Genomic DNA, 18629 nt, shown 5'->3' on the forward strand with positions numbered 1-18629 from the left:
CACCGCATCCCCACCCTGAAACCCGAATACAGGAGAACCATGTCAGACACCGTCGTCGCCCCGCCTGGTGCCCCCAAGGATGCCGGTCTTCGCACCGGCGTCATGAGCGGGCCGGAACTCGCGGCCCAGGCCATCGCCAACATCGCCCCCAGCGCCGTCATCGCCTTCACCGCGGCGGCCATCTTCCTCGGTGCAGGCAACGGCACCATCTACGCCTTCGCCCTCGCGACCATCGTCATCCTCTGCGTCGGCTACTGCGTCGTCGTGTTCGCCCGCAAGCACGCATCTGCCGGGTCGCTGTACACGTACGTGTCGAAGGGACTCGGACCGTTCGGCGCCTTCCTCGCCGGGGTCACCCTGCTGATCGGCTGCTTCGGCATCGCGTCCGCCTCCCTCAGCGGTTCCGTCAGCTACATGGCGCAGTTCCTCCGCATGCTCGGGCTTCCCGCTCAGGGACTCGGATGGGACATCGGGCTCGCGATCATCCTCGGCGGACTGGCGACCCTGTTCACGATCCGCGGGATCCGCCTGTCCGCGCGCATCTCGCTCGTTCTCGAACTCCTCTCCGTGGGCATCATCCTCGTGCTCCTGGTCGCAGCGCTCATCTGGGCCGGACCCGCCGCGTGGGACCCCGCTCAGGTGCTCGCCACCGGATCCTCGTTCCAGGGGGTCGCGTCGGGCATGGTGCTCGGCATTCTCGGGTTCGTCGGGTTCTCCTCCGCTGACGCACTCGGTCGCGAGGCCAAGGAGCCGTACAAGGCGATCCCCCGCGCGATCATGTGGAGCGCGCTCGGCGTCGGTGTCCTCTACGTGTTCGCCGCGTACACGCAGATCACGGTGCTGGGCGACGACCTCGCCACCTCAGCCAGCCCGCTGGAGAGCATGTCGGCTCTCATCGGCATGCCGAGCTGGTTCGCCGCCGCCCTCACGATCGGGGTCTCGGCCTCGTTCTTCGCGGTCGTCGTCGCTCCGCTCAACGTGATAGGACGCATCGTGTACGTCATGGGCAAGGAGGGCGTGGTCGCCGAGCGGTTCGGTCGCACCCATGAGCAGCACCTGACCCCACACCGCGTGCTGATCATCGCCGGCGCAGCCGCGATCGCGGTCGACATCGTGCTGCTGATCTCGGGCGCGGCGACCGGCGATATCCTCGTCTGGGTGAACACCTGGGGCACCTACGGCTACATGGTCGCCTATGCCCTCGTCGCAATCGCCTGCGTCGTCTACACGCAGCGCGCGAAGATGCGCAACGGCCTCGTGAAGGTGTGCGCGACCATCGCGGTCGTGACCATGGCGTACGTGTTCTTCGCGAACGTCTGGCCGGTCCCGGCGTTCCCGTACAACGTGATCCCGTACATCTTCCTGGCCACCGTCGCCCTCGCGCTGACCCGGTACCTCTACCTGGCGCGTCGACGACCCGACGTGATCGCTCGGATCGGCAACACCGAGACGAGCGCCATGGAGGGCGTGGGCTGACGCTGTCTTCCCCGCTGACGAGAAGAGCCCCTTCGGACGAAGGGGCTCTTCTCGTCGGATCAACTGTTCGACCCCGCACCTGAACGAGAAAAGCCCCCTCCGTGGAGGGGGCTTTTCTCGTTGGCTCCCCGGCTTGGACTCGAACCAAGAACCTGCCGGTTAACAGCCGGCTGCTCTGCCAATTGAGCTACCGAGGAATGTGCCCGCTCAGCGGGCAACTCGACAAGCTTAGCAAACTCCGGACCGACTTCAGGACACCAGGGCACCCTTCGCGGATGCCGGGCGTGTCGTGCTCAGCGGCGAGAATCCGACTCCGCATTCGGCACCCACAACAGGTCCCGTCCGACGCCCCGGGCGACCACGTGACCGGCACGCAGCATGAGAGTCTCGGCGTTGAGCTCGCGGATGAAGTCCGCATCGTTGGTGACGAGCAGGGCTGCCATCCCCTGCTCCTTGCGGCGTCGGGTGATGGCGTCGAAGACCACCGGTCGCACTTCGAGGTCGAGGTTCGCGAGGATCTCGTCGGCGATCAGCACCTTCGGCTCCAGGACGAACGAACGCGCGATCGCGACACGCTGGCGCATGCCGGCGCTGAGCTCGTACGGGAACTTGGCCGCTGTGCCGAGCGGGAGGTGCAACTCGTCCAGGAGCGTCGCCACACGGATCGAGAGCGCCTTGGTGTTGACCTTGCGCTCGCGGACGAGGATCGGCTCGGCGATGACCTCGTTCACGGTCAGCCGCGGCGGCAGGTCCGCACCCGCCCCCTGCGGGACGAAGCCGGTGCGGTAGGTGAGGATGCGGTGTTTGCGTCCCGGCCGGCGCACGTCGACGCCGCACACCTGAGCGCTTCCGCCGACGACCTTCACCGAGGGGTCGGTGGAACCGGCGAGAGCGGCGACCAGAGTCGACTTCCCGGAACCCGTGGGGCCGGCGACGCAGATCAGTCCCCCGGGAGCGAGAGAAAAGGTGACGCCGTCAACGGCGCGGGTCGGCATCCCGTGGCCGATCCGGTCGATCACGAGATCGGAGCTATCGATCGCGTTCGTGGATTCTGGCCTGCGGGACATGTGTCCATCCTGCCGTCTTCGCGGTGCCGGACGGCGTTACGACTCGGCGAAGCGCTGACGCTCGGCATCGATGTCGCGAAGGCGCATCCGCAGTGCACGGCCCCCATCGGAATCCGCCGGCACGCGCTGCACGGCGCCGAGAAGCTCCTGCTTGTCGCGCTCGAGCTGGCGCAGGACGAGTCGTCGGGCGAGGTCGGCCACGGTGGCGACGGCACGTTCCTCGTCTCGAGCGGGGAAAGGCGTCATCAGCAGCTCACCCGCCAGCGAGCGGTAGGGCTCGCGGACGCTGTTGACGGCCTCCGTCACCCAGCCGGCCCTGGTGCGGTCGGGGGCCGCCGCCACGGCCTCGCGCACGGCGTCGAGACCCGGAGTGCGGAACGGCATTCCCAGCGCCCGATTCAGGAGGGCCTGATCGACCTGATGCCCGTACTGCAGAGCCCCCATCAGTGCGTCGCGTTCGACGGCGACATCGGGGCTGCGCGGAAGGCTCGCGAGAGTGACCGGAGCAACGACCGATGCCCCGGTCGCGGGATCGACCTGCGGAGCCTCGCGACGCACGTGCTGCGGCGTGGAACCACCGCGCGCCGCCCGCTCGACCTCGCTGCGCACCTCGGTGGGATCCATCCCGAGTCGCCGCGCCAGGACACGCTCGTAACCCGGGCGGAGAAGCTGGTCGCGGATCTCGGCCACGATCGGCGCGGCAGCCCTCAGCGCACCGACGCGCCCCTCGACGGTGGAGAGATCGAAGCCGCCCAGCTTACGGTCGATCGCGAACTCGAACATCGGCTGCTTGGTGTCCATCAGCCCGCGAACGGCCGCGTCACCGCGCTGGAGACGCAGATCGCACGGGTCGAGGCCGTCGGGCGCGACCGCGACGAAGGTCTGCGCATTGAACCGATCGTCTTCCGTGAAGGCGCGTAGCGCGGCCTTCTGGCCGGCCTCATCGCCGTCGAAGGTGAAGACGACCTCGCCCGACGCGTTGTCATCTCCCATGACGCGCCGCAGCACCTTGATGTGGTCGGTGCCGAAGGCCGTGCCACACGTCGCGATGGCCGTGGTGAGACCGGCGAGGTGACAGGCCATCACATCGGTGTACCCCTCGACCACCACGACGCGGCGGGGGTCGCCGCGCGCGATGTCGCGCTTGGCGAGGTCGAGCCCGTAGAGGACCTGGGCCTTCTTGTAGATCGGGGTCTCGGGCGTGTTCAGGTACTTCGGACCGTTGTCGTCGTCGAAGAGCTTGCGCGCGCCGAACCCGATCGTCTGACCCGAGACATCGCGGATCGGCCACACCAGGCGCCCGCGGAACCGGTCGTAGACGCCGCGCTGCCCGGTGGAGACCAGTCCGGCGTTGCTGAGCTCTTCACGCGTGAAGCCCTGCGCGGTGAGCGCCTTGAGCATGCCGTCCCAGCCGCGCGGCGCGAAGCCGACGCCGAAATGCGCCGCGGCTCCGGCGTCGAAGCCGCGCTCCCCGAGGAAGCGGCGGCCGGCCTCCGCATCCGGTGTGAGGAGCTGGGCACGGAAGAACTCCGCGGCCGCGGTGTTGGCCGCGTAGAGGCGGCTGCGGCCGCTCGTCTCCGGAGCCGCTCCCCCGTCCTCATAGTGCAGCGTGTACCCGATGCGGCCGGCGAGACGCTCGACGGCCTCGGTGAAGCTGACGTGGTCCATCTCGCGCAGGAACGAGTAGACGTCGCCCGACTCGCCGCAGCCGAAGCAGTGGTAGTAGCCCACCTGCTGGCGCACATGGAAGCTCGGACTCTTCTCGTCGTGGAAGGGACACAGCCCCTTGAGTGAACCCACGCCCGCCGACTTGAGAGCAACGCGCTCACCGACGATGTCGGCGATGTTCGTGCGCGCCTTGACCTCGTCCACATCGGCCTGCCGGATCCGCGGCATCAGCGCGCCCCTTCGGCGATGGGCCGCCTCTCGGCGTGCGCGCGAGCGCCGGGTCGGGCGTGACGAGGAGTCCAGATGCCCACCTCGGCCGGATCGATCTCTCCCACGAGCCGGTTGTGCCAGTCGATCGCACTCTGGTCGGTGAGGCTCGCGATCTGATCCACGACGACTCTGGCACGCTCGGCGTCGTTCTCCGCATCGATGAAGTCCGCAGCGAACGCCGGCTCGAGCACGTCGGATCCGGCGGACCACAGGGCGTCGGTCGACCAGAGCGCCTCGGCGAGTCGCGTCAGAACGCGACGCTGCTCCTTGTAGACCCCCTTGCGGGCCTCGATCGTGACGATGGCCTGACCCATGATGCCCTTGAGCACGGCGATCTCGACCTCGATCACCCGCGGCACGATCACGTGGGCGTTGTAACGGACCAGTGCGGTGCTGCCGTACGCCTCTTTGGTGGCCGCCACTGCGGCCTTGGCGAAGCGGCCGATCAGGTCGCTCGTGAGGTTCTTGAGACGGGCGAGCGCCTGCCGGGAGCGGTCGAACGACGCCAGCCACATCGGCTGAGACGACAGGCGGTACAGCGCATCCGCCAGCTCGTCGCGCGTGAAGTCGTATCCCACCCACTGCTGGATGCGGCCGAGGAGCGCGTCGTGCGCACGCGGGTCGGCCAGTTGAGCGACATCGACGTAGCCATTGACGATCGCATCCTCGAAGTCGTGCACCGAGTACGCGATGTCGTCGGAGAGATCCATGATCTCGGCCTCGATGCACCGCAGGCGACCGGGCGCTCCCTCGCGCATCCAGCGGAACACGGCCTCGTCTTCGGGGTACACGCCGAACTTGAGCCGCCCACCGGGGTCGGGCACCGGGCTGTCGACCGTCCACGGGTACTTGCACGTCGCGTCCAGGCTGGCGCGGGTCAGGTTCAGGCCGACCGAACGGTCATCGTCGTCGAGCACCTTGGCCTCGAGCCGGGAGAGGATCCGCAGCGACTGGGCGTTGCCCTCGAACCCGCCGATCGGCTCCGCCCACTCGTTGAGCGCCCGCTCGCCGTTGTGTCCGAACGGCGGGTGGCCCAGGTCGTGGCTCAGGCAGGCGGTGTCGACCACATCGGCTGAGACGCCGAGGGCGACCGCGAGCTCCCGCCCGACCTGCGCCACCTCGAGCGAATGCGTCAGGCGGTTGCGGGCGAAGTCGGCCGTGCTGGCCGGGCTCAGCACCTGTGTCTTCGCCGCGAGCCGGCGCAGCGCGGCAGAGTGCAGCACGCGTGCGCGGTCTCGAGCGAAGTCATTGCGCTCGGATCGATGGGTCTCGGCGAAGAAGCGCTCGGCGTCGCGCGCGTCGTAGCCGTCGGCGCGCAGGCCGACCTGAGGGTCAACCGCCACTGTTCTCGATCTCCGCTCCACGCATCATCTCCGAGGCCGACGAGGCGAGCTCTCGCGACTCCAGCCATTTGTCCGGCAGTGCCGTCCGCTTCGGGTGTCCGGAACGTCCGCGCTGCCCCTCGGCATCCGCACCGGGATACGGAGCGGTGTGATCGAGTCGCCCGAGGAAGTCGTCGATCTCCGCGAGGCTGGATGCGGTGGCGAGCCCGGTGCGGATGTCACCACCGACCGGGTATCCCTTGAAGTACCAGGAGACGTGCTTGCGGATGTCGCGGCACCCGCGATCTTCGTCCTCGAAGAACTCGACCAGCAGCTCGGCATGCCGACGGAAGGCGTTCGCGACGAACCCGAGCGTGGCGTCGACCGTCTTGCCCTCGCCACCGAATGCGGTGGCGAGCTCGCCGAACAGCCAGGGGCGTCCGAGGCACCCGCGTCCGACCACGACACCGTCGCAGTCGGTCTGCGCCATCATGCGCACCGCATCGTCGGCGGACCAGATGTCGCCGTTGCCCAGCACGGGGATGCTCGTGACGGCCTGCTTCAGTTCACCGATCGCGTTCCAGTCGGCGAATCCGGAGTAGAACTCGCCCGCGGTGCGTGCGTGCAGGGCCACCGCAGCTGCCCCGGCGTCCTCCGCCGCGCGCCCGGCGTCGAGGAACGTCAGGTGGTCCTTGTCGATGCCCTTGCGCATCTTGACCGTCAGCGGCACGTCACCGGCGGCCTTGACCGCCTGGTCGACGATGTCGGCGAACAGCTTCGACTTCCACGGGAGTGCTGCTCCCCCACCGCGGCGGGTGACCTTGGGCACCGGGCATCCGAAGTTGAGGTCGATGTGGTCGGCGTGGTCTTCCGCGACAATGATGCGCACGGCCTCGGCGATCGTCTTCGGGTCGACACCGTAGAGCTGAATGGATCGCGGCGTCTCGGACTCGTGGTGCCGGATCAGACGCATGGTCGTCTCGTTGCGCTCGACCAGCGCACGCGAGGTGATCATCTCGCTCACGTAGAGCCCGGCGCCGTACTCGCGGCACAGGCGCCGGAAGGCGGTGTTGGTGATACCCGCCATGGGTGCGAGGACGACCGGCACGTCGAGGTCGATCGGGCCGATGCGAAGGGGGCGGGCGGGGGCGGTGGCGAGAGTCATGTCCTGTCCATTCTCCCAGACGCGGAGCCAGGAGGGATGCTGCGACCTAAGCTGTGAATATGACCGATTCCGCGCTCCGTTCGATCCCGTTCACCGACGCCAAGGGCGAGGAGAAGACGCTCGACGATCTCGGCGCCGACGTGGTGCTGGTGGTCAACGTGGCGTCCAAGTGCGGACTCACCCCGCAGTACGAGCAGCTCGAGGAGCTGCAGCGCCTGTACGGCGACCGCGGCTTCACCGTCGTCGGCTTCCCCTGCAACCAGTTCTTCGGCCAGGAGCCGGGTTCCGTCGACGACATCCTCGAGTTCTGCTCGACGACCTACGGCGTCACCTTCCCCGTCAACGACAAGGTCAAGGTGAACGGCAAGAACGCCTCGGAGCTCTACAAGGCGCTCAAGGAGACCCCGGACCAGGGCGGCAAGGCCGGGCGGGTCGAGTGGAACTTCGAGAAGTTCCTCGTGCTGCCCGACGGTGACGTCGTGCGCTTCCGCCCGAAGCAGAAGCCGGACGCACCGGAGATCGTCAGCGCGATCGAGGCGGCACTGACCCGCTAGACGCGACCGGATCGAACGCAGCGGCCCGCGCCGTTCACCTCCGCGTCAGCTGCGCCCCGCGCTGATCCGCGCTCGAACACGGGTCTCGTTCACCTCCTCGTCAGTCCGACGCCATCTGGCCTCCCTAGTCTCACCGCGGCGATCATCGCCCGAAGACGAAGGAGACCACATATGCCCGACCGTCTGCCGATCAGCCGGCGCACCGTCCTCACCGCTGGAGCGCTCGGCGCTCTCGGAACCGCCCTGCCGGTCGGCACCGCCGCAGCGGCTGCTGCCACGGACATCGCCCCGGCAGGCGCCGGGCCAGGCCGCGGTCTGCGGTTCCGTGCCGACGGGACCTTCAAGGTGGTGCAGTTCAACGACACGCAGGACGATGAGCTCACCGACCGTCGCACGGTCGAGCTGATGGAGAAGGTGCTCGACCAGGAGAAGCCCGATTTCGTCGTGATCAACGGCGACGTGATCACCGGCGGATGCGAGACCCGGCTCGCGGTGAAACAGGCGATCAACAACGTCGTCACGCCGATGGAATCCCGGCGCATCCCCTGGGCGGTCACGTACGGCAACCACGACGAGGACTCGCTCCCGCAGTCGGGCGTGGACGAGGCGGGGATGCTGAAGATCTACCGCTCGTACGAGTACAACGTGAATGCCGAGAGCACGCGGGGCGTGACGGGCACGAGCAACACGATCGTGTCGATCGGCTCGGCCGCCCGGAAGAACCGCGAGGCGTTCGCGCTGTGGCTGATGGACTCGGGGCGCTACGCCCCCGGCACGATCGATGGCCAGGACTTCGCCGGATACCCGACCTGGGACTGGCTGCGGATGGACCAGGTGGCCTGGTACCGCGAGCAGTCGCAGCGTCTCGAACAGCGTCGCGGGCGCACGGTGCCGGGGCTGATGTTCCTGCACATCGCGTTGTGGGAGCACCGCTTCATGTGGTGGGGCGGCGTGGACACCCGCACGGAGGCCGATGCCGCGCGCGGCAGGGCCCGGCACGCCATCGTCGGTGAGCGCAACGAAGATGAGTGCCCCGGTCCGTTCAACTCGGGGATGTTCAACGCGATCCTCGAGCGCGGCGACGTGAAGGGCGTGTTCGTCGGCCATGACCACATCAACGACTACGTGGGCGACTACTACGGCGTCATGCTCGGCTATGCCCCCGGCACCGGTTTCGGCGCATACGGTCTCGACGGCGCGGAGCGCAACCGCATGCGCGGCGGTCGGGTGTTCGAGCTCAAGGAGGCGGGTGACGAGGTGACGATCGCCACCCGCGTCGTCTACGCGCGCGAGCTCGGCATCGACCTCACGGCGAATGACCAGCCCATGGAGCCGCTGCCTCTCGCCCCGCGGCAGCAGCGCGTCTGACGCACACACAAGGCGACGCCGGGGACCCGTTCGGGTCCCCGGCGTCGTGTGTGGAGCGTGCCGTGGCTCTCAGGCTTCGACGGGTTCGTCCCGCTTGGCCCACAGGTCGCGGATCACGTTCTCGAACGCGGCCGGCGGCTGTGCACCGCTGATGCCGTACTGGCCGTCGACGACGAAGAAGGGCACTCCCTGGATGCCGTAGGCGCGTGCCTGCGCCTGATCCTGACGCACGGCCGGGAGGTACTGCTCGGTCTCGAGCGCGGTGCGGGCACGGTCGGCGTCGAGTCCCACCTCGGCCGCGAGTGCCACGAGGTCATCGATGCGCCCGACGTGCTTGCCCTCGGTGAAGTAGGCGGACATGAGCCGCTCCTCCATCTCGTGCTGCAGCCCCTCGGCCTTCGCGAAGTGCAGCAGCTCGTGCGCCTTCACGGTGTTGGTGTGCTGCAGGATGTCGAAGCGGTACTCGAGCCCCGCGTTCGCGGCGACACCGGTCACGTTCGACAGCATCTGCTCGACCTGCTCGCGCGGCATGCCCTTGTGCCCGGCGAGGAAGTCGATCTCGTCGCCGTCGAAGTCGACCGGGGTGTCGGGCGACAGCTCGAACGAGTGGAAGGTGATGTTGACCTGCGGCGCGTCCTCATCGGCAGCGACCGCTTCGAGACCCTTCTCGAGGTTGCGCTTGCCGATGTAGCACCAGGGGCAGGCGATGTCGGACCAGATGTCGATGGAGATGGGTTCAGTCACACTTTCATCCAACCGCATGCGCCCCCGAGCTATTCCGAGGCTGCGGAGGCGACATCGGTAGGATTCTCGGATGCTCACCGCCGCCGACCCGCTTCCCTTCCGGCCCGAGCGGGTCCTGGTCGCCGGTGTCACGGGTTCCGGCAAGACCACTCTCGCGCGCCGCGTCGCCGGCGTGTGGGGACTGCGCCAGATCGAGATCGACGGCCTGTTCCACGGGCCGAACTGGGCTCCGCGGCCCGAGTTCCTCGACGATGTGCGCTCCTTCGCGGCCGAGGACCGCTGGGTCACCGAGTGGCAGTACACGAGCAAGGGCACCGACGAGATCCTCACGCCGCGCGCCGACCTCGCGATCTGGCTGGACTATCCGTACCGCGTGGTGCGGTCACGCCTGCTGCGTCGAACGCTTCGCCGCAGCATCCTGCGCACGCGGATGTGGAACGACAACGTCGAGAAACCGATCTGGCAGATGTTCCGCAGCGATCCCGACGAGAACATCCTCGCCTGGCAGACCAAGACCCTGGGGCATTGGACCGAGCGGATGCCGGACTACACCCTGCGCTTCCCGCAGCTCACGATCGTCCGGCTCCGGACTCCGAACGAGACCGAGCAGTGGCTCCGGGCTCAGGCGGGTGAGTCAGGGGTGTCGATCGCGCCGCCGAAGCGACGGTCCCGCGACAGGTAGATGCCGATCGCCCGCCAGAGTTCTTCCCGCGAGAAGTCCGGCCAGAGCGTGTCGAGGAACACCATCTCGGCGTAGGCCGACTCCCACAGCAGGAAGTTCGAGGTGCGCTGCTCCCCCGAGCTCCGGAGGAAGAGATCGACGTCGGGCATGTCGGGCACGTACAGGTTCCGGCGGATCATCTTCTCGGTGATGGCCTTGGGCTTCACGCGCCCGGCGGCGACGTCTTCCGCGATCGCCCGCATCGCGTCGACGAGCTCGACCCGTCCGCCGTAATTGACGCACATCGTGAGGGTGAGCACGTCGTTGCCGCGGGTGAGCTTTTCGGCGTGCTGCAGCTCCTTGATGACGCTGCCCCAGAGCCGCGGCTTGCGGCCCGCCCAGCGGATGCGCACCCCCCACTCGTTGAGCTGGTCACGGCGGCGGTGCAGCACGTCGCGGTTGTAGCCCATGAGGAAGCGCACCTCCTCGGGAGAGCGCGCCCAGTTCTCGGTCGAGAACGCGTACACGGACAGATGCTTCACCCCGGCCTGGATGGCGCCGGCGACGACGTCGAGCAGCACCTCCTCGCCCGCTTTGTGGCCTTCGATGCGGTTGAGACCTCGGCGGTTGGCCCAGCGGCCGTTGCCGTCCATGACGATCGCGACGTGCTCGGGCACGGCCCGGAACGCCGGCGGGTGCACACCGGTCCAATCCAGCGGACGATAGGGCACCGCGTCTTTGTGCGTGTAGGGCTTCGGGCTCATCGTGGTCCTTCCGACGAGATGTCCGACACATGGGCGAGCGAGCGGATGCCGCGCTCCAGGTGCCACTGGGCGTAGGCGGAGACGAGTCCGGACGCGGCTGCGGTGTCGGCGTGCGCGGACGCATCGATGACGTCCCACTCCCCCGAGATCAAGGCGCGGAGCAGGGTCAGCGTCTTCTCCCCGACGCGAGGGCTTCCGGCCGGGGCGCAGTTCGTGCACACCAGGCCGCCCAGCTGCGCGACGAATCGTGCGTGCGGCCCCGGGGTCCCGCAGCGCGCGCACTCGTCGAGCGACGGCGCCCACCCGGAGAGCGACATGACCCGCAGGAGGTAGGAGTCCAGGATGCTGCGCGCGACGTGCTCTCCGCGCGACAGCGCCCTCAGCCCGCCCACGAGGAGCAGATACTGATCGGGGGTGGCCTCGGCGTCGCTCAGGCGGTCGGCCGTCTCCACCATCGCGTTCGCCGCGGTGAACCGGTCGTAATGCGCCGCGATGTCCGTGCCGTACGAGCCGAGTGATTCCGCCTGCTGCACGATGTCGAGCGAGCGCCCCTGGTAGAGCTGCACGTCGGCGACCATGAACGGCTCGAGCCGGGCGCCGAACTTCGACGACGTGCGACGCACTCCCTTCGCGACCGCGCGGACCTTGCCGTGACGCCGCGAGAGCATGGTGACGATGCGATCCGCCTCACCGAGCTTGTGAGTGCGCAGGATCACCGCTTCGTCTCGGTAGGTGGGCACCCCTCGATTATCCTCCGTACAGGAGAATGGACGGGTGACCGAACCGCTCTTCACCATTCCGCTATGGGCGGACCTGCTCGGCGTCGGCCTCGGCGGCGTCCAGGGCGCGATGTTCGCGTCGGGGTTCCAGGGTCAGCGACGCCTCGACTGGCTCGGCGTCGCGATCATCGGCATCATGATCGGGATGGGCGGCGGTCTCATCCGCGACATCCTGCTCGGGCAGACGCCGGCCACCCTGCAGAACCAGTGGTATCTCGTCACGGCGGCGGGGGCCGCGCTCCTCGGCATGCTTCTCGCGGGCCTGTTCACCCGCTTGAACACGGCGATCGTGGTGCTCGACGCGGTGGTCATCGGGATGTTCGGCGCATTCGGGACGAGCAAAGCTCTCGCCTTCGGCATCCCCGAGGTGCCGGCTGTGTTCATCGGCGTGTGCGCGGCCGTGGGCGGCAGCGTGCTGCGCGACATGCTCATGGGGCTGCCGACCGCGATCATGCACGTCGGCTCGCTCTACGCCGTCGCGGCCGGCGCCGGATGCACGTTCATCGTCATCGCCGTGGCGCTCGGCATGCCCATCACGATCGCTGCCATCGCCGGCATCGCCGTGACCACCGTCATCCGCATCCTCGCCGTCACGTTCGACGTCTCCCTGCCGGAGCAGCGCCGCATCTACCGCCGCAAGGTGGCCGCGGAGACGGGCGCCATCGCGATCGTCAAGCCCAGCGCCGACATCTGAGCCTCGATCTCAGGATCCCGGGCGCTCGCCGATGATCGCACGGAGGCCGTCGACCACCCTCGCCAGACCGAACTCCCACGCGACATCGGCGTCGTAGGCCGCGCCCATGGATTCGCCCGCTGCCTGGCCGACGGATCGCGCGAGCGGGTAGTCCTCCCCGACGTGGGTCGACAGGCGGGGGCCCGCCTCCGCCCAGAATGCGCCGAACTGCTCCTTCTCGGCGCTCTCCCGCATCCTGGTCGCCGCAGCTCGCACGAAGTCCAGGAGGAAGGACAGTGCCGCGTCGCGTTCGACGTCGCCCAGCCCCGTGTCATCGAACGCATGCAGCTCACGGTCGTACTTGGCGATCGTGCCGGGCCCGAGCGCGGCACGCTGGTCCGCGATGTCGAGCACCCAGGGATGCCCTCGCAGCAGGTCGAGGTTGTCCTCGGCAACCGCGCGCACTCGCGCGGGCCAGCCGACTTCCTCGACCGAGCGAACCCGCATCCGGGAGTGCATCACGTCGACCATCAGGACGAGCAGGTCTGCACGGCTGTTCACGTGCGTGTAGATCGACATCGGCGGCAGCTCGAGTGACTGCGCGAGGGCGCGGATCGTCACGGCGTCCAGGTCGGTGTGATCGGCGAGCTCGATCGCCCGCGAGATAACCTCCGCCGTCGAACGTCGGGCCCGAGGTCCACGACGACCGCCCGCGGCCGCCGACGATTCGTCCCGCCAGAGGAGATCCACCAGATTCTTGGCCATGTCGGAATAATCCTCTCACGCGATCTCTTAACCATGTACGTTGTACGTAGTTTAGACAGGAGACACCGTGAACATCACTCAGACCGCCATCTCTCTCAACGTCGACGACGTCGCCGCGTCGGCCGCTTTCGCGAAGACCCACTTCGGATTCGAGGAGGCGATGTCCGCCGAGGGATTCGTCTCGCTGCAGCACCCGGACGCACCGAACCTCATCTTCCTGGAGACCGGCCTGGGAAGCTTCCGACCCCAGGAGATCGCCGGCTCCGCGGGTCAGGGCACCCTGCTCGTGTTCGTCGTGGAGGACATCGATGCGGAGTTCGCCCGCATCGACGCGGCGGGTGCGCGCGTCATCACTCCCCCGGAGACCGAGCCGTGGGGCGAGCGCTACTGCCAGTTCGCCGATCCGAACGGGATCATCTGGCAGCTCGTCCAGTGGGTCTGAACAGGGAATGACGAACGCCCCCTCGGTCGTCACCGAGGGGGCGTTCCTGCGCGGACTGTCAGACCGCCGCGAGCTCCTGCTGCCGCGTGCGGATCGAGCGGTTGACACCCGAGACGATCGCCTTGAGGGATGCCGTCGAGATGTCGCCGTCGATGCCGACGCCCCACAGGCGCTGGTCGCCGACCTGCAGCTCGACGTAGGCCGCGGCCTGTGCGTCGCCTCCGGCGCTGAGGGCGTGCTCCACGTAGTCGTACACGGTGATGTCGAAGCCCTGACCACGCAGCACCTCGACGAACGCCGCCACCGGGCCGTTGCCGTTTCCCGACACCGAGACCTGCTCGTCGTCGTCGCGCAGCACCACATCGAGCACCACATCACCGGACATGTCGCTGCGGGTCTGCGTCGCAAGCAGCTCGAACCGGCCCCACTTGGCCGCCGAGTCGTCGGCGGGCAGGTACTCGTCGTTGAAGATCGACCAGATCTGGTCGGACGTGACCTCGCCGCCCTCGGCATCCGTCTTGGCCTGCACGACCCCGGAGAACTCGATCTGGAGTTTGCGCGGCAGGTCGATCGCGTGATCCGACTTCAGCAGGTACGCGACGCCGCCCTTGCCCGACTGCGAGTTGACCCGGATGACGGCCTCGTACGAGCGGCCCAGGTCCTTCGGGTCGACGGGCAGGTACGGCACCGCCCACTCGATCTCGTCGACCGTGACGCCCTCGGCGCTCGCCCGGGCCTCCATCGCCTCGAAGCCCTTCTTGATCGCATCCTGGTGCGAGCCGCTGAACGCGGTGAAGACCAGGTCGCCGGCCCAGGGGCTGCGCTCGGGCACGGGCAGCTGGTTGCAGTACTCGACCGTGCGCTTCACCTGATCGATGTCGCTGAAGTCGATCTGCGGGTCGATGCCCTGCGTGAACAGGTTGATGCCCAGCGCGACGATGTCGACGTTGCCCGTGCGCTCCCCGTTGCCGAACAGACATCCTTCGATGCGGTCCGCGCCGGCCATGTAGCCGAGCTCGGCGGCGGCGATGGCCGTGCCGCGGTCGTTGTGCGGGTGCAGCGACAGGATGACGTTCTCGCGGTGGTTGAGGTTCCGGCTCATCCACTCGATCGAATCGGCGTAGACGTTCGGGGAAGCCATCTCGACGGTGGCGGGCAGGTTGATGATCACCTTGCGGTCGGGAGTCGGCTCGAAGACCTCGATCACCTGGTTGCAGATGTCGACGGCGAACTCGAGCTCGGTGCCGGTGTAGCTCTCGGGCGAGTACTCGTAGTAGACCCGCGTGTCCGGGATCGTCTTCTCGAACTTGCGGCACAGACGCGCGCCCTCGAGGGCGATGTCGATGATGCCCTGCTTGTCGGTGCGGAACACGACCTCGCGCTGCAGCACACTCGTGGAGTTGTACAGATGCACGATGGCCTGCTTGGCGCCCGCGATCGATTCGTAGGTGCGCTCGATCAGGTGCTCGCGCGCCTGGGTCAGCACCTGGATGGTGACGTCGTCGGGGATCAGGTTCTCTTCGATGAGCTGTCGCACGAAGTCGAAGTCGGTCTGACTCGCCGACGGGAAGCCGACCTCGATCTCCTTGTAGCCCATGCTGACGAGCAGCTCGAACATGACGCGCTTGCGCTCGGGCGACATCGGGTCGATGAGTGCCTGGTTGCCGTCGCGGAGGTCGACGGCGCACCAGCGCGGCGCCTCGGTGATGCGGGCGTCGGGCCAGGTGCGATCAGGCAGGTGGACGTCGATCTGCTCGTGAAACGGCCGGTACTTGTGGATCGGCATCGCGGACGGGCGCTGAGTGTTCTGCATGATGGGGCTTCTTCTCTTCGTCAAGATGAACGGGCCAACACAAGCGCCGCGACGAGGAAGGCCCTAGCTTTAGGACTCGTCGCGGCAGCTAAGAAGAAGCAGACCGCCGAAAGGCATGTGGTCATGCTAGCAGGGATGGTGTGGCGGTTTCGACGCGTGTGAGACGATCCGGCGGCCGGTGACACTCCCCGTTATGAGCACATCGCAGCGTCGCCTGATCCTCGCCCTGGCATCCGCCGTCGGACTCCTCGCGTTGACCGCCTGCACCGCAGGACCCGGCAGCTCCGCGGCTCCGACGAGCACGACTGTCCCGTCGGATCAGCGCGTCGAGAACGCACATCCCGAGCCGCCGGAGGGACGCGTGATCGGGGTGGGTACCGTGCTGGAAGACGCGGGCGGCGTGGCGTTGTGCATGGGCGCGATCATGGAGTCCTACCCGCCGCAGTGCAGCGGGGTACCGCTGGACGACTGGACCTGGGACGGGGTCGACGGCAGCGAGACCAGCGGGGAGACGACCTGGGGCGCGTATGCCGTGTACGCCACGTACGACGGTGAGCGGCTCACCCGGACCGACCCGCCGATCATGCTCGCGCTGTACGACGCGGTCGCGCCAGAGGACCCGACCGGCGGCATCGAGGGCTCGACGGCGGCCGATGAGCTGACCCGGGTGCAGGACGACATCTCCGCGCGTCTCGGGGCCGATGCGCTCACGGTCGGGCCGGAGCGTGGGTACGTCTGGCTGCAGGTCGTGTGGGATGACGGCGCGATCCAGGATGCGGTGGATGCCGAGTACGGCGACGACGTGGTGGTCGTGACCTCCGCCCTGCGCGAGATCGACTGACCTACGGGATCAGGGCGAGCTTCCCGCCCGGGTGACCGGTCGCCAACACACGGTGGGCCTGACGCGCCTCGTCGAGCGGGAAGGTCCGGGCGACGGGCACCACGAGGTCACCGTTCTGTGCGAGGGCGATCAGCTCGCTGCGCACCTCATCGCGGAACCGGGCGCTTTCGGGCATGGATCCGGCGATCGCCCGGATGCCGTCGGCCCCGGCGCGCCCCAGCGCGGCGATCGTGACGATACGACGGCGATCGGCGACGAGCTCGAGTGACACGTCGACGGCCTCGTCGGTGCCGACGGCATCGAGCGCGGCGACCACCGGTCCGTCTGCCGTTTCACGGACCCGGTCGGAGAGCCCCTGGCCGTATCGGACGGGCTCTCCCCCGAATCGGCGCACCTCGTCGAACCGGTCGGCGCTCGCGGTGCCGATCACGCGGATGCCGCGGAGCCGAGCCTGCTGAAGGACGCTCACACCGACCGCCCCCGAGGCACCGTGGAGCAGTACGGTCTCCCCCGGCGCAGCCCCGGTGACCGCGAGCATCTCCGCCGCCGTGGTGCCGACGAGAAGCAGATTCGCCGCCTCCGGATGCGTGAGCGTGGACGGCTTCGCGAACACCTTGTCCGCCGGGACCGTCACCTCTGTCGCGTAGCCGCCGCGCACCCGGAACGCGATGACCTCGTCGCCCATCACCGCGGAGCCGGAGCCGATCCGGGTGTCCGGACCGACCGCGCTGAGCGCACCGGACACCTCGTACCCGATCGGAACGGGGAACTCCAGGCTGGGCCGGCCGGACGCGACATGCTTCGCGTCGGCGGGGTTCACGCCGGCCGCGTGCACCCGGATGGTGACCTCACCATGCCCGGGTGCCGACAGGCGCTCCTCGACGAACTCCCATGACTCCGGTCCACCGGGCGCAGTCGCCACCCAGTGCTGCGCCAGCGGCAGCTCCCCGGATGACATCGACTGCGACACGGTTCAGACGAGGCAGCGGAGGTTGGTGACCGTGCCGGAGACATTGCTCCAGCCGCCGGCGGCCACGGTCTTCAGGACGGTCGACCCGTTGCGCACCTGGACGGAGCCGGAGCCCCGGGCGTTGGCGACGGACTTGACCGCGAAGCTCGACGGGATCGTGTGCACGGCACAGGTGCCGAACGTCAGGGATGCTCCGCCGAGCGAAGTGCTGCTGTAGGCGCAGATCCTGCCGGTCGTGCAGCTCCCGACCGACCACGATGTCAAGCCCGAGGCTGCGGGCACGGTGAGCTCCATGTCGAGCTTGGGCCACACCGCGTGCCGCCCGTCGATGATGACACCGCCCGGCACCTCATCGAGCACCGCCGCGACCAGGGGGTCGACCTCACGGTCGTCTTCGGCGGCGGCCATGGCAGGGGCTGCCCCCAGTGTCATGACGAGCACGAGCAGGGCAGCGGCCAGAAGGGTGGTGCGTTTCATCGCACGGTCTCCTCATCGAGATCCCACATCTGATACGAGATGATCGCGCCCGCGGGGAACACGTCATCGGCTTTCAGGACCGTGCGCTCGACGCCCACGATCCGTCCGGTATCGCGCGACACCAGGAGCAGGTCGCTCACGGTACCGTCCGGGGACTGGACGCGCACACCGGTCACGGGGCGCCCCAGGCGATCGGTCGTGTTCCCCAGCGCTTCGCCAGCACCGGCCTCCTCGAGCAGGAGCAGCAGTTGCGCGTGCTGCGCGTCGGTCAGCGTCCACTGGTCGAGAACCGAGGTGAGCGCCATCTCGACGTCGAACGCCGTGGGGTCTGCCGGCATGCCGAATGCCTCGAGCACCGCCACCATGTCGTCACGGGTCTCGCCGGGCACCGTCGTCCAGGGAGTGTCGAAATCCCCCGGCTCCATCACCAGATCGGTGACGACCTCTCCGCTGCTCGAGACCTCGGCGGCATTGCTGGCGACCGCGTCGGAAGGGTCGTACGGCACACCGGCGATGATGGTCATCCGCCCGGAGCCGTCCGGTTCCCACACGAGCGTGGAGAGCTGCGGCACGACCGTCGTGGTCTTCGTGTCGACATCGACCTGGAAGCCCCAGGAGGCCGTCCTGACCGTTCGCATCGGAGCCGTCGGCCCCGGGGTTTCGGCGAGTGCCGTCTCCGCGTCGTCGACGAGCTGCGCGATCGTGTTCGATCCGCTGAATTCTAGGGGTGCGGGCGTGCCGGCGACGGCCGCGCCCTGCGGCGAGAGCACCCCGATCACCAACGCGGTGGAGGCGGCGACGGCCGTGAGC

19 protein-coding genes and 1 tRNA gene are annotated in these 18629 nt (G+C 68.3%); 7 read left to right on the plus strand and 13 right to left on the minus strand.

Annotated elements, in window-relative coordinates; genetic code table 11:
* Nucleotides 1–39: 39 nt before the first annotated feature.
* Nucleotides 40–1476, plus strand: a complete 1437-nt coding sequence (locus HCX50_RS13775; protein ID WP_167634770.1) for an APC family permease — start codon at nucleotides 40–42, stop codon at nucleotides 1474–1476.
* A 121-nt stretch (nucleotides 1477–1597) separates the two neighbouring features.
* On the opposite strand, the gene HCX50_RS13780 is transcribed toward HCX50_RS13775, so the two are convergent.
* The 5 genes from HCX50_RS13780 to dusB form a co-directional block, all read right to left on the minus strand.
* Nucleotides 1598–1673 (minus strand) — tRNA-Asn (locus HCX50_RS13780).
* A gap of 96 nt (nucleotides 1674–1769) precedes the next feature.
* A complete protein-coding gene (locus HCX50_RS13785; protein ID WP_091036901.1) occupies nucleotides 1770–2543 on the minus strand; it encodes an ATP-binding cassette domain-containing protein in 774 nt (257 codons plus the stop codon).
* A gap of 36 nt (nucleotides 2544–2579) precedes the next feature.
* Nucleotides 2580–4439, minus strand: a complete 1860-nt coding sequence (dnaG, locus tag HCX50_RS13790; RefSeq protein WP_091036903.1) for a DNA primase — start codon at nucleotides 4437–4439, stop codon at nucleotides 2580–2582.
* Complete coding sequence (locus HCX50_RS13795) at nucleotides 4439–5824, minus strand: deoxyguanosinetriphosphate triphosphohydrolase (protein WP_167634771.1); 1386 nt, start codon at nucleotides 5822–5824, stop codon at nucleotides 4439–4441. The genes dnaG and HCX50_RS13795 overlap by 1 nt, the downstream gene beginning before the upstream one ends.
* Nucleotides 5814–6968, minus strand: coding sequence for a tRNA dihydrouridine synthase DusB (gene dusB / locus HCX50_RS13800; protein WP_091036907.1), 1155 nt, complete (start codon nucleotides 6966–6968; stop codon nucleotides 5814–5816). Before dusB ends, HCX50_RS13795 begins: the two co-directional genes overlap by 11 nt.
* A 59-nt stretch (nucleotides 6969–7027) precedes the next feature.
* Here dusB and HCX50_RS13805 point away from each other — a divergent pair, with 59 nt between their 5' ends.
* Together HCX50_RS13805 and HCX50_RS13810 are read left to right on the plus strand one after the other, a co-directional pair.
* Nucleotides 7028–7522: a glutathione peroxidase gene (locus HCX50_RS13805; RefSeq protein ID WP_091036909.1), complete on the plus strand. Its 495-nt coding sequence runs from the start codon at nucleotides 7028–7030 to the stop codon at nucleotides 7520–7522.
* 171 nt (nucleotides 7523–7693) lie between these two features.
* Nucleotides 7694–8890 (plus strand): metallophosphoesterase family protein, encoded by a 1197-nt coding sequence (locus HCX50_RS13810; protein WP_167381657.1) that lies wholly within the window; start codon nucleotides 7694–7696, stop codon nucleotides 8888–8890.
* Between the two features lie 69 nt (nucleotides 8891–8959).
* On the opposite strand, the gene HCX50_RS13815 is transcribed toward HCX50_RS13810, so the two are convergent.
* Nucleotides 8960–9634, minus strand: coding sequence for a DsbA family protein (locus HCX50_RS13815; RefSeq protein WP_167634772.1), 675 nt, complete (start codon nucleotides 9632–9634; stop codon nucleotides 8960–8962).
* A gap of 70 nt (nucleotides 9635–9704) precedes the next feature.
* On the opposite strand from HCX50_RS13815, the gene HCX50_RS13820 reads away from it, so the two are divergent.
* Nucleotides 9705–10316: an AAA family ATPase gene (locus HCX50_RS13820; protein ID WP_091036915.1), complete on the plus strand. Its 612-nt coding sequence runs from the start codon at nucleotides 9705–9707 to the stop codon at nucleotides 10314–10316.
* Here HCX50_RS13820 and HCX50_RS13825 read toward each other — a convergent pair.
* Together HCX50_RS13825 and recO are read right to left on the minus strand one after the other, a co-directional pair.
* Nucleotides 10256–11059, minus strand: coding sequence for an isoprenyl transferase (locus HCX50_RS13825; RefSeq protein ID WP_167634773.1), 804 nt, complete (start codon nucleotides 11057–11059; stop codon nucleotides 10256–10258). The genes HCX50_RS13820 and HCX50_RS13825 overlap by 61 nt on opposite strands.
* Nucleotides 11056–11799, minus strand: coding sequence for a DNA repair protein RecO (gene recO, locus HCX50_RS13830; RefSeq protein WP_091036917.1), 744 nt, complete (start codon nucleotides 11797–11799; stop codon nucleotides 11056–11058). The genes HCX50_RS13825 and recO overlap by 4 nt, the downstream gene beginning before the upstream one ends.
* A gap of 34 nt (nucleotides 11800–11833) precedes the next feature.
* Between recO and HCX50_RS13835 the strand changes: the two genes are divergently transcribed.
* On the plus strand, nucleotides 11834–12532 hold the full coding sequence (locus tag HCX50_RS13835; RefSeq protein WP_091036919.1) for a trimeric intracellular cation channel family protein: 699 nt from the start codon (nucleotides 11834–11836) through the stop codon (nucleotides 12530–12532).
* 9 nt (nucleotides 12533–12541) lie between these two features.
* On the opposite strand, the gene HCX50_RS13840 is transcribed toward HCX50_RS13835, so the two are convergent.
* Nucleotides 12542–13276 (minus strand): TetR/AcrR family transcriptional regulator, encoded by a 735-nt coding sequence (locus tag HCX50_RS13840; protein WP_167634774.1) that lies wholly within the window; start codon nucleotides 13274–13276, stop codon nucleotides 12542–12544.
* Between the two features lie 67 nt (nucleotides 13277–13343).
* On the opposite strand from HCX50_RS13840, the gene HCX50_RS13845 reads away from it, so the two are divergent.
* Nucleotides 13344–13718 (plus strand): VOC family protein, encoded by a 375-nt coding sequence (locus HCX50_RS13845; protein ID WP_167634775.1) that lies wholly within the window; start codon nucleotides 13344–13346, stop codon nucleotides 13716–13718.
* 58 nt (nucleotides 13719–13776) lie between these two features.
* Here HCX50_RS13845 and leuA read toward each other — a convergent pair whose 3' ends face one another.
* On the minus strand, nucleotides 13777–15531 hold the full coding sequence (gene leuA, locus HCX50_RS13850) for a 2-isopropylmalate synthase (RefSeq protein WP_167634776.1): 1755 nt from the start codon (nucleotides 15529–15531) through the stop codon (nucleotides 13777–13779).
* Nucleotides 15532–15724: 193 nt separating this feature from the next.
* On the opposite strand from leuA, the gene HCX50_RS13855 reads away from it, so the two are divergent.
* Complete coding sequence (locus HCX50_RS13855; protein ID WP_167634777.1) at nucleotides 15725–16372, plus strand: hypothetical protein; 648 nt, start codon at nucleotides 15725–15727, stop codon at nucleotides 16370–16372.
* A gap of 1 nt (nucleotide 16373) precedes the next feature.
* Here the strand turns inward: HCX50_RS13855 and HCX50_RS13860 are convergent, their stop codons facing one another.
* From HCX50_RS13860 to HCX50_RS13870, 3 genes are all read right to left on the minus strand, one after another.
* Nucleotides 16374–17330: a quinone oxidoreductase family protein gene (locus tag HCX50_RS13860; protein WP_167634782.1), complete on the minus strand. Its 957-nt coding sequence runs from the start codon at nucleotides 17328–17330 to the stop codon at nucleotides 16374–16376.
* Nucleotides 17331–17345: 15 nt separating this feature from the next.
* Nucleotides 17346–17819 carry a hypothetical protein gene (locus tag HCX50_RS13865; RefSeq protein ID WP_167634778.1) on the minus strand — a complete coding sequence of 158 codons (474 nt, stop codon included), beginning with the start codon at nucleotides 17817–17819 and terminating at the stop codon, nucleotides 17346–17348.
* Nucleotides 17816–18629, minus strand: an 814-nt coding sequence (locus tag HCX50_RS13870) for a hypothetical protein (protein WP_167634779.1), incomplete at its 5' end; no start/stop codon positions are given. The genes HCX50_RS13870 and HCX50_RS13865, both read right to left, overlap by 4 nt.

It is taken from the genome of Microbacterium sp. B19(2022), assembly GCF_012030385.1.
GTDB classification, from domain to species: domain Bacteria; phylum Actinomycetota; class Actinomycetes; order Actinomycetales; family Microbacteriaceae; genus Microbacterium; species Microbacterium oxydans_B.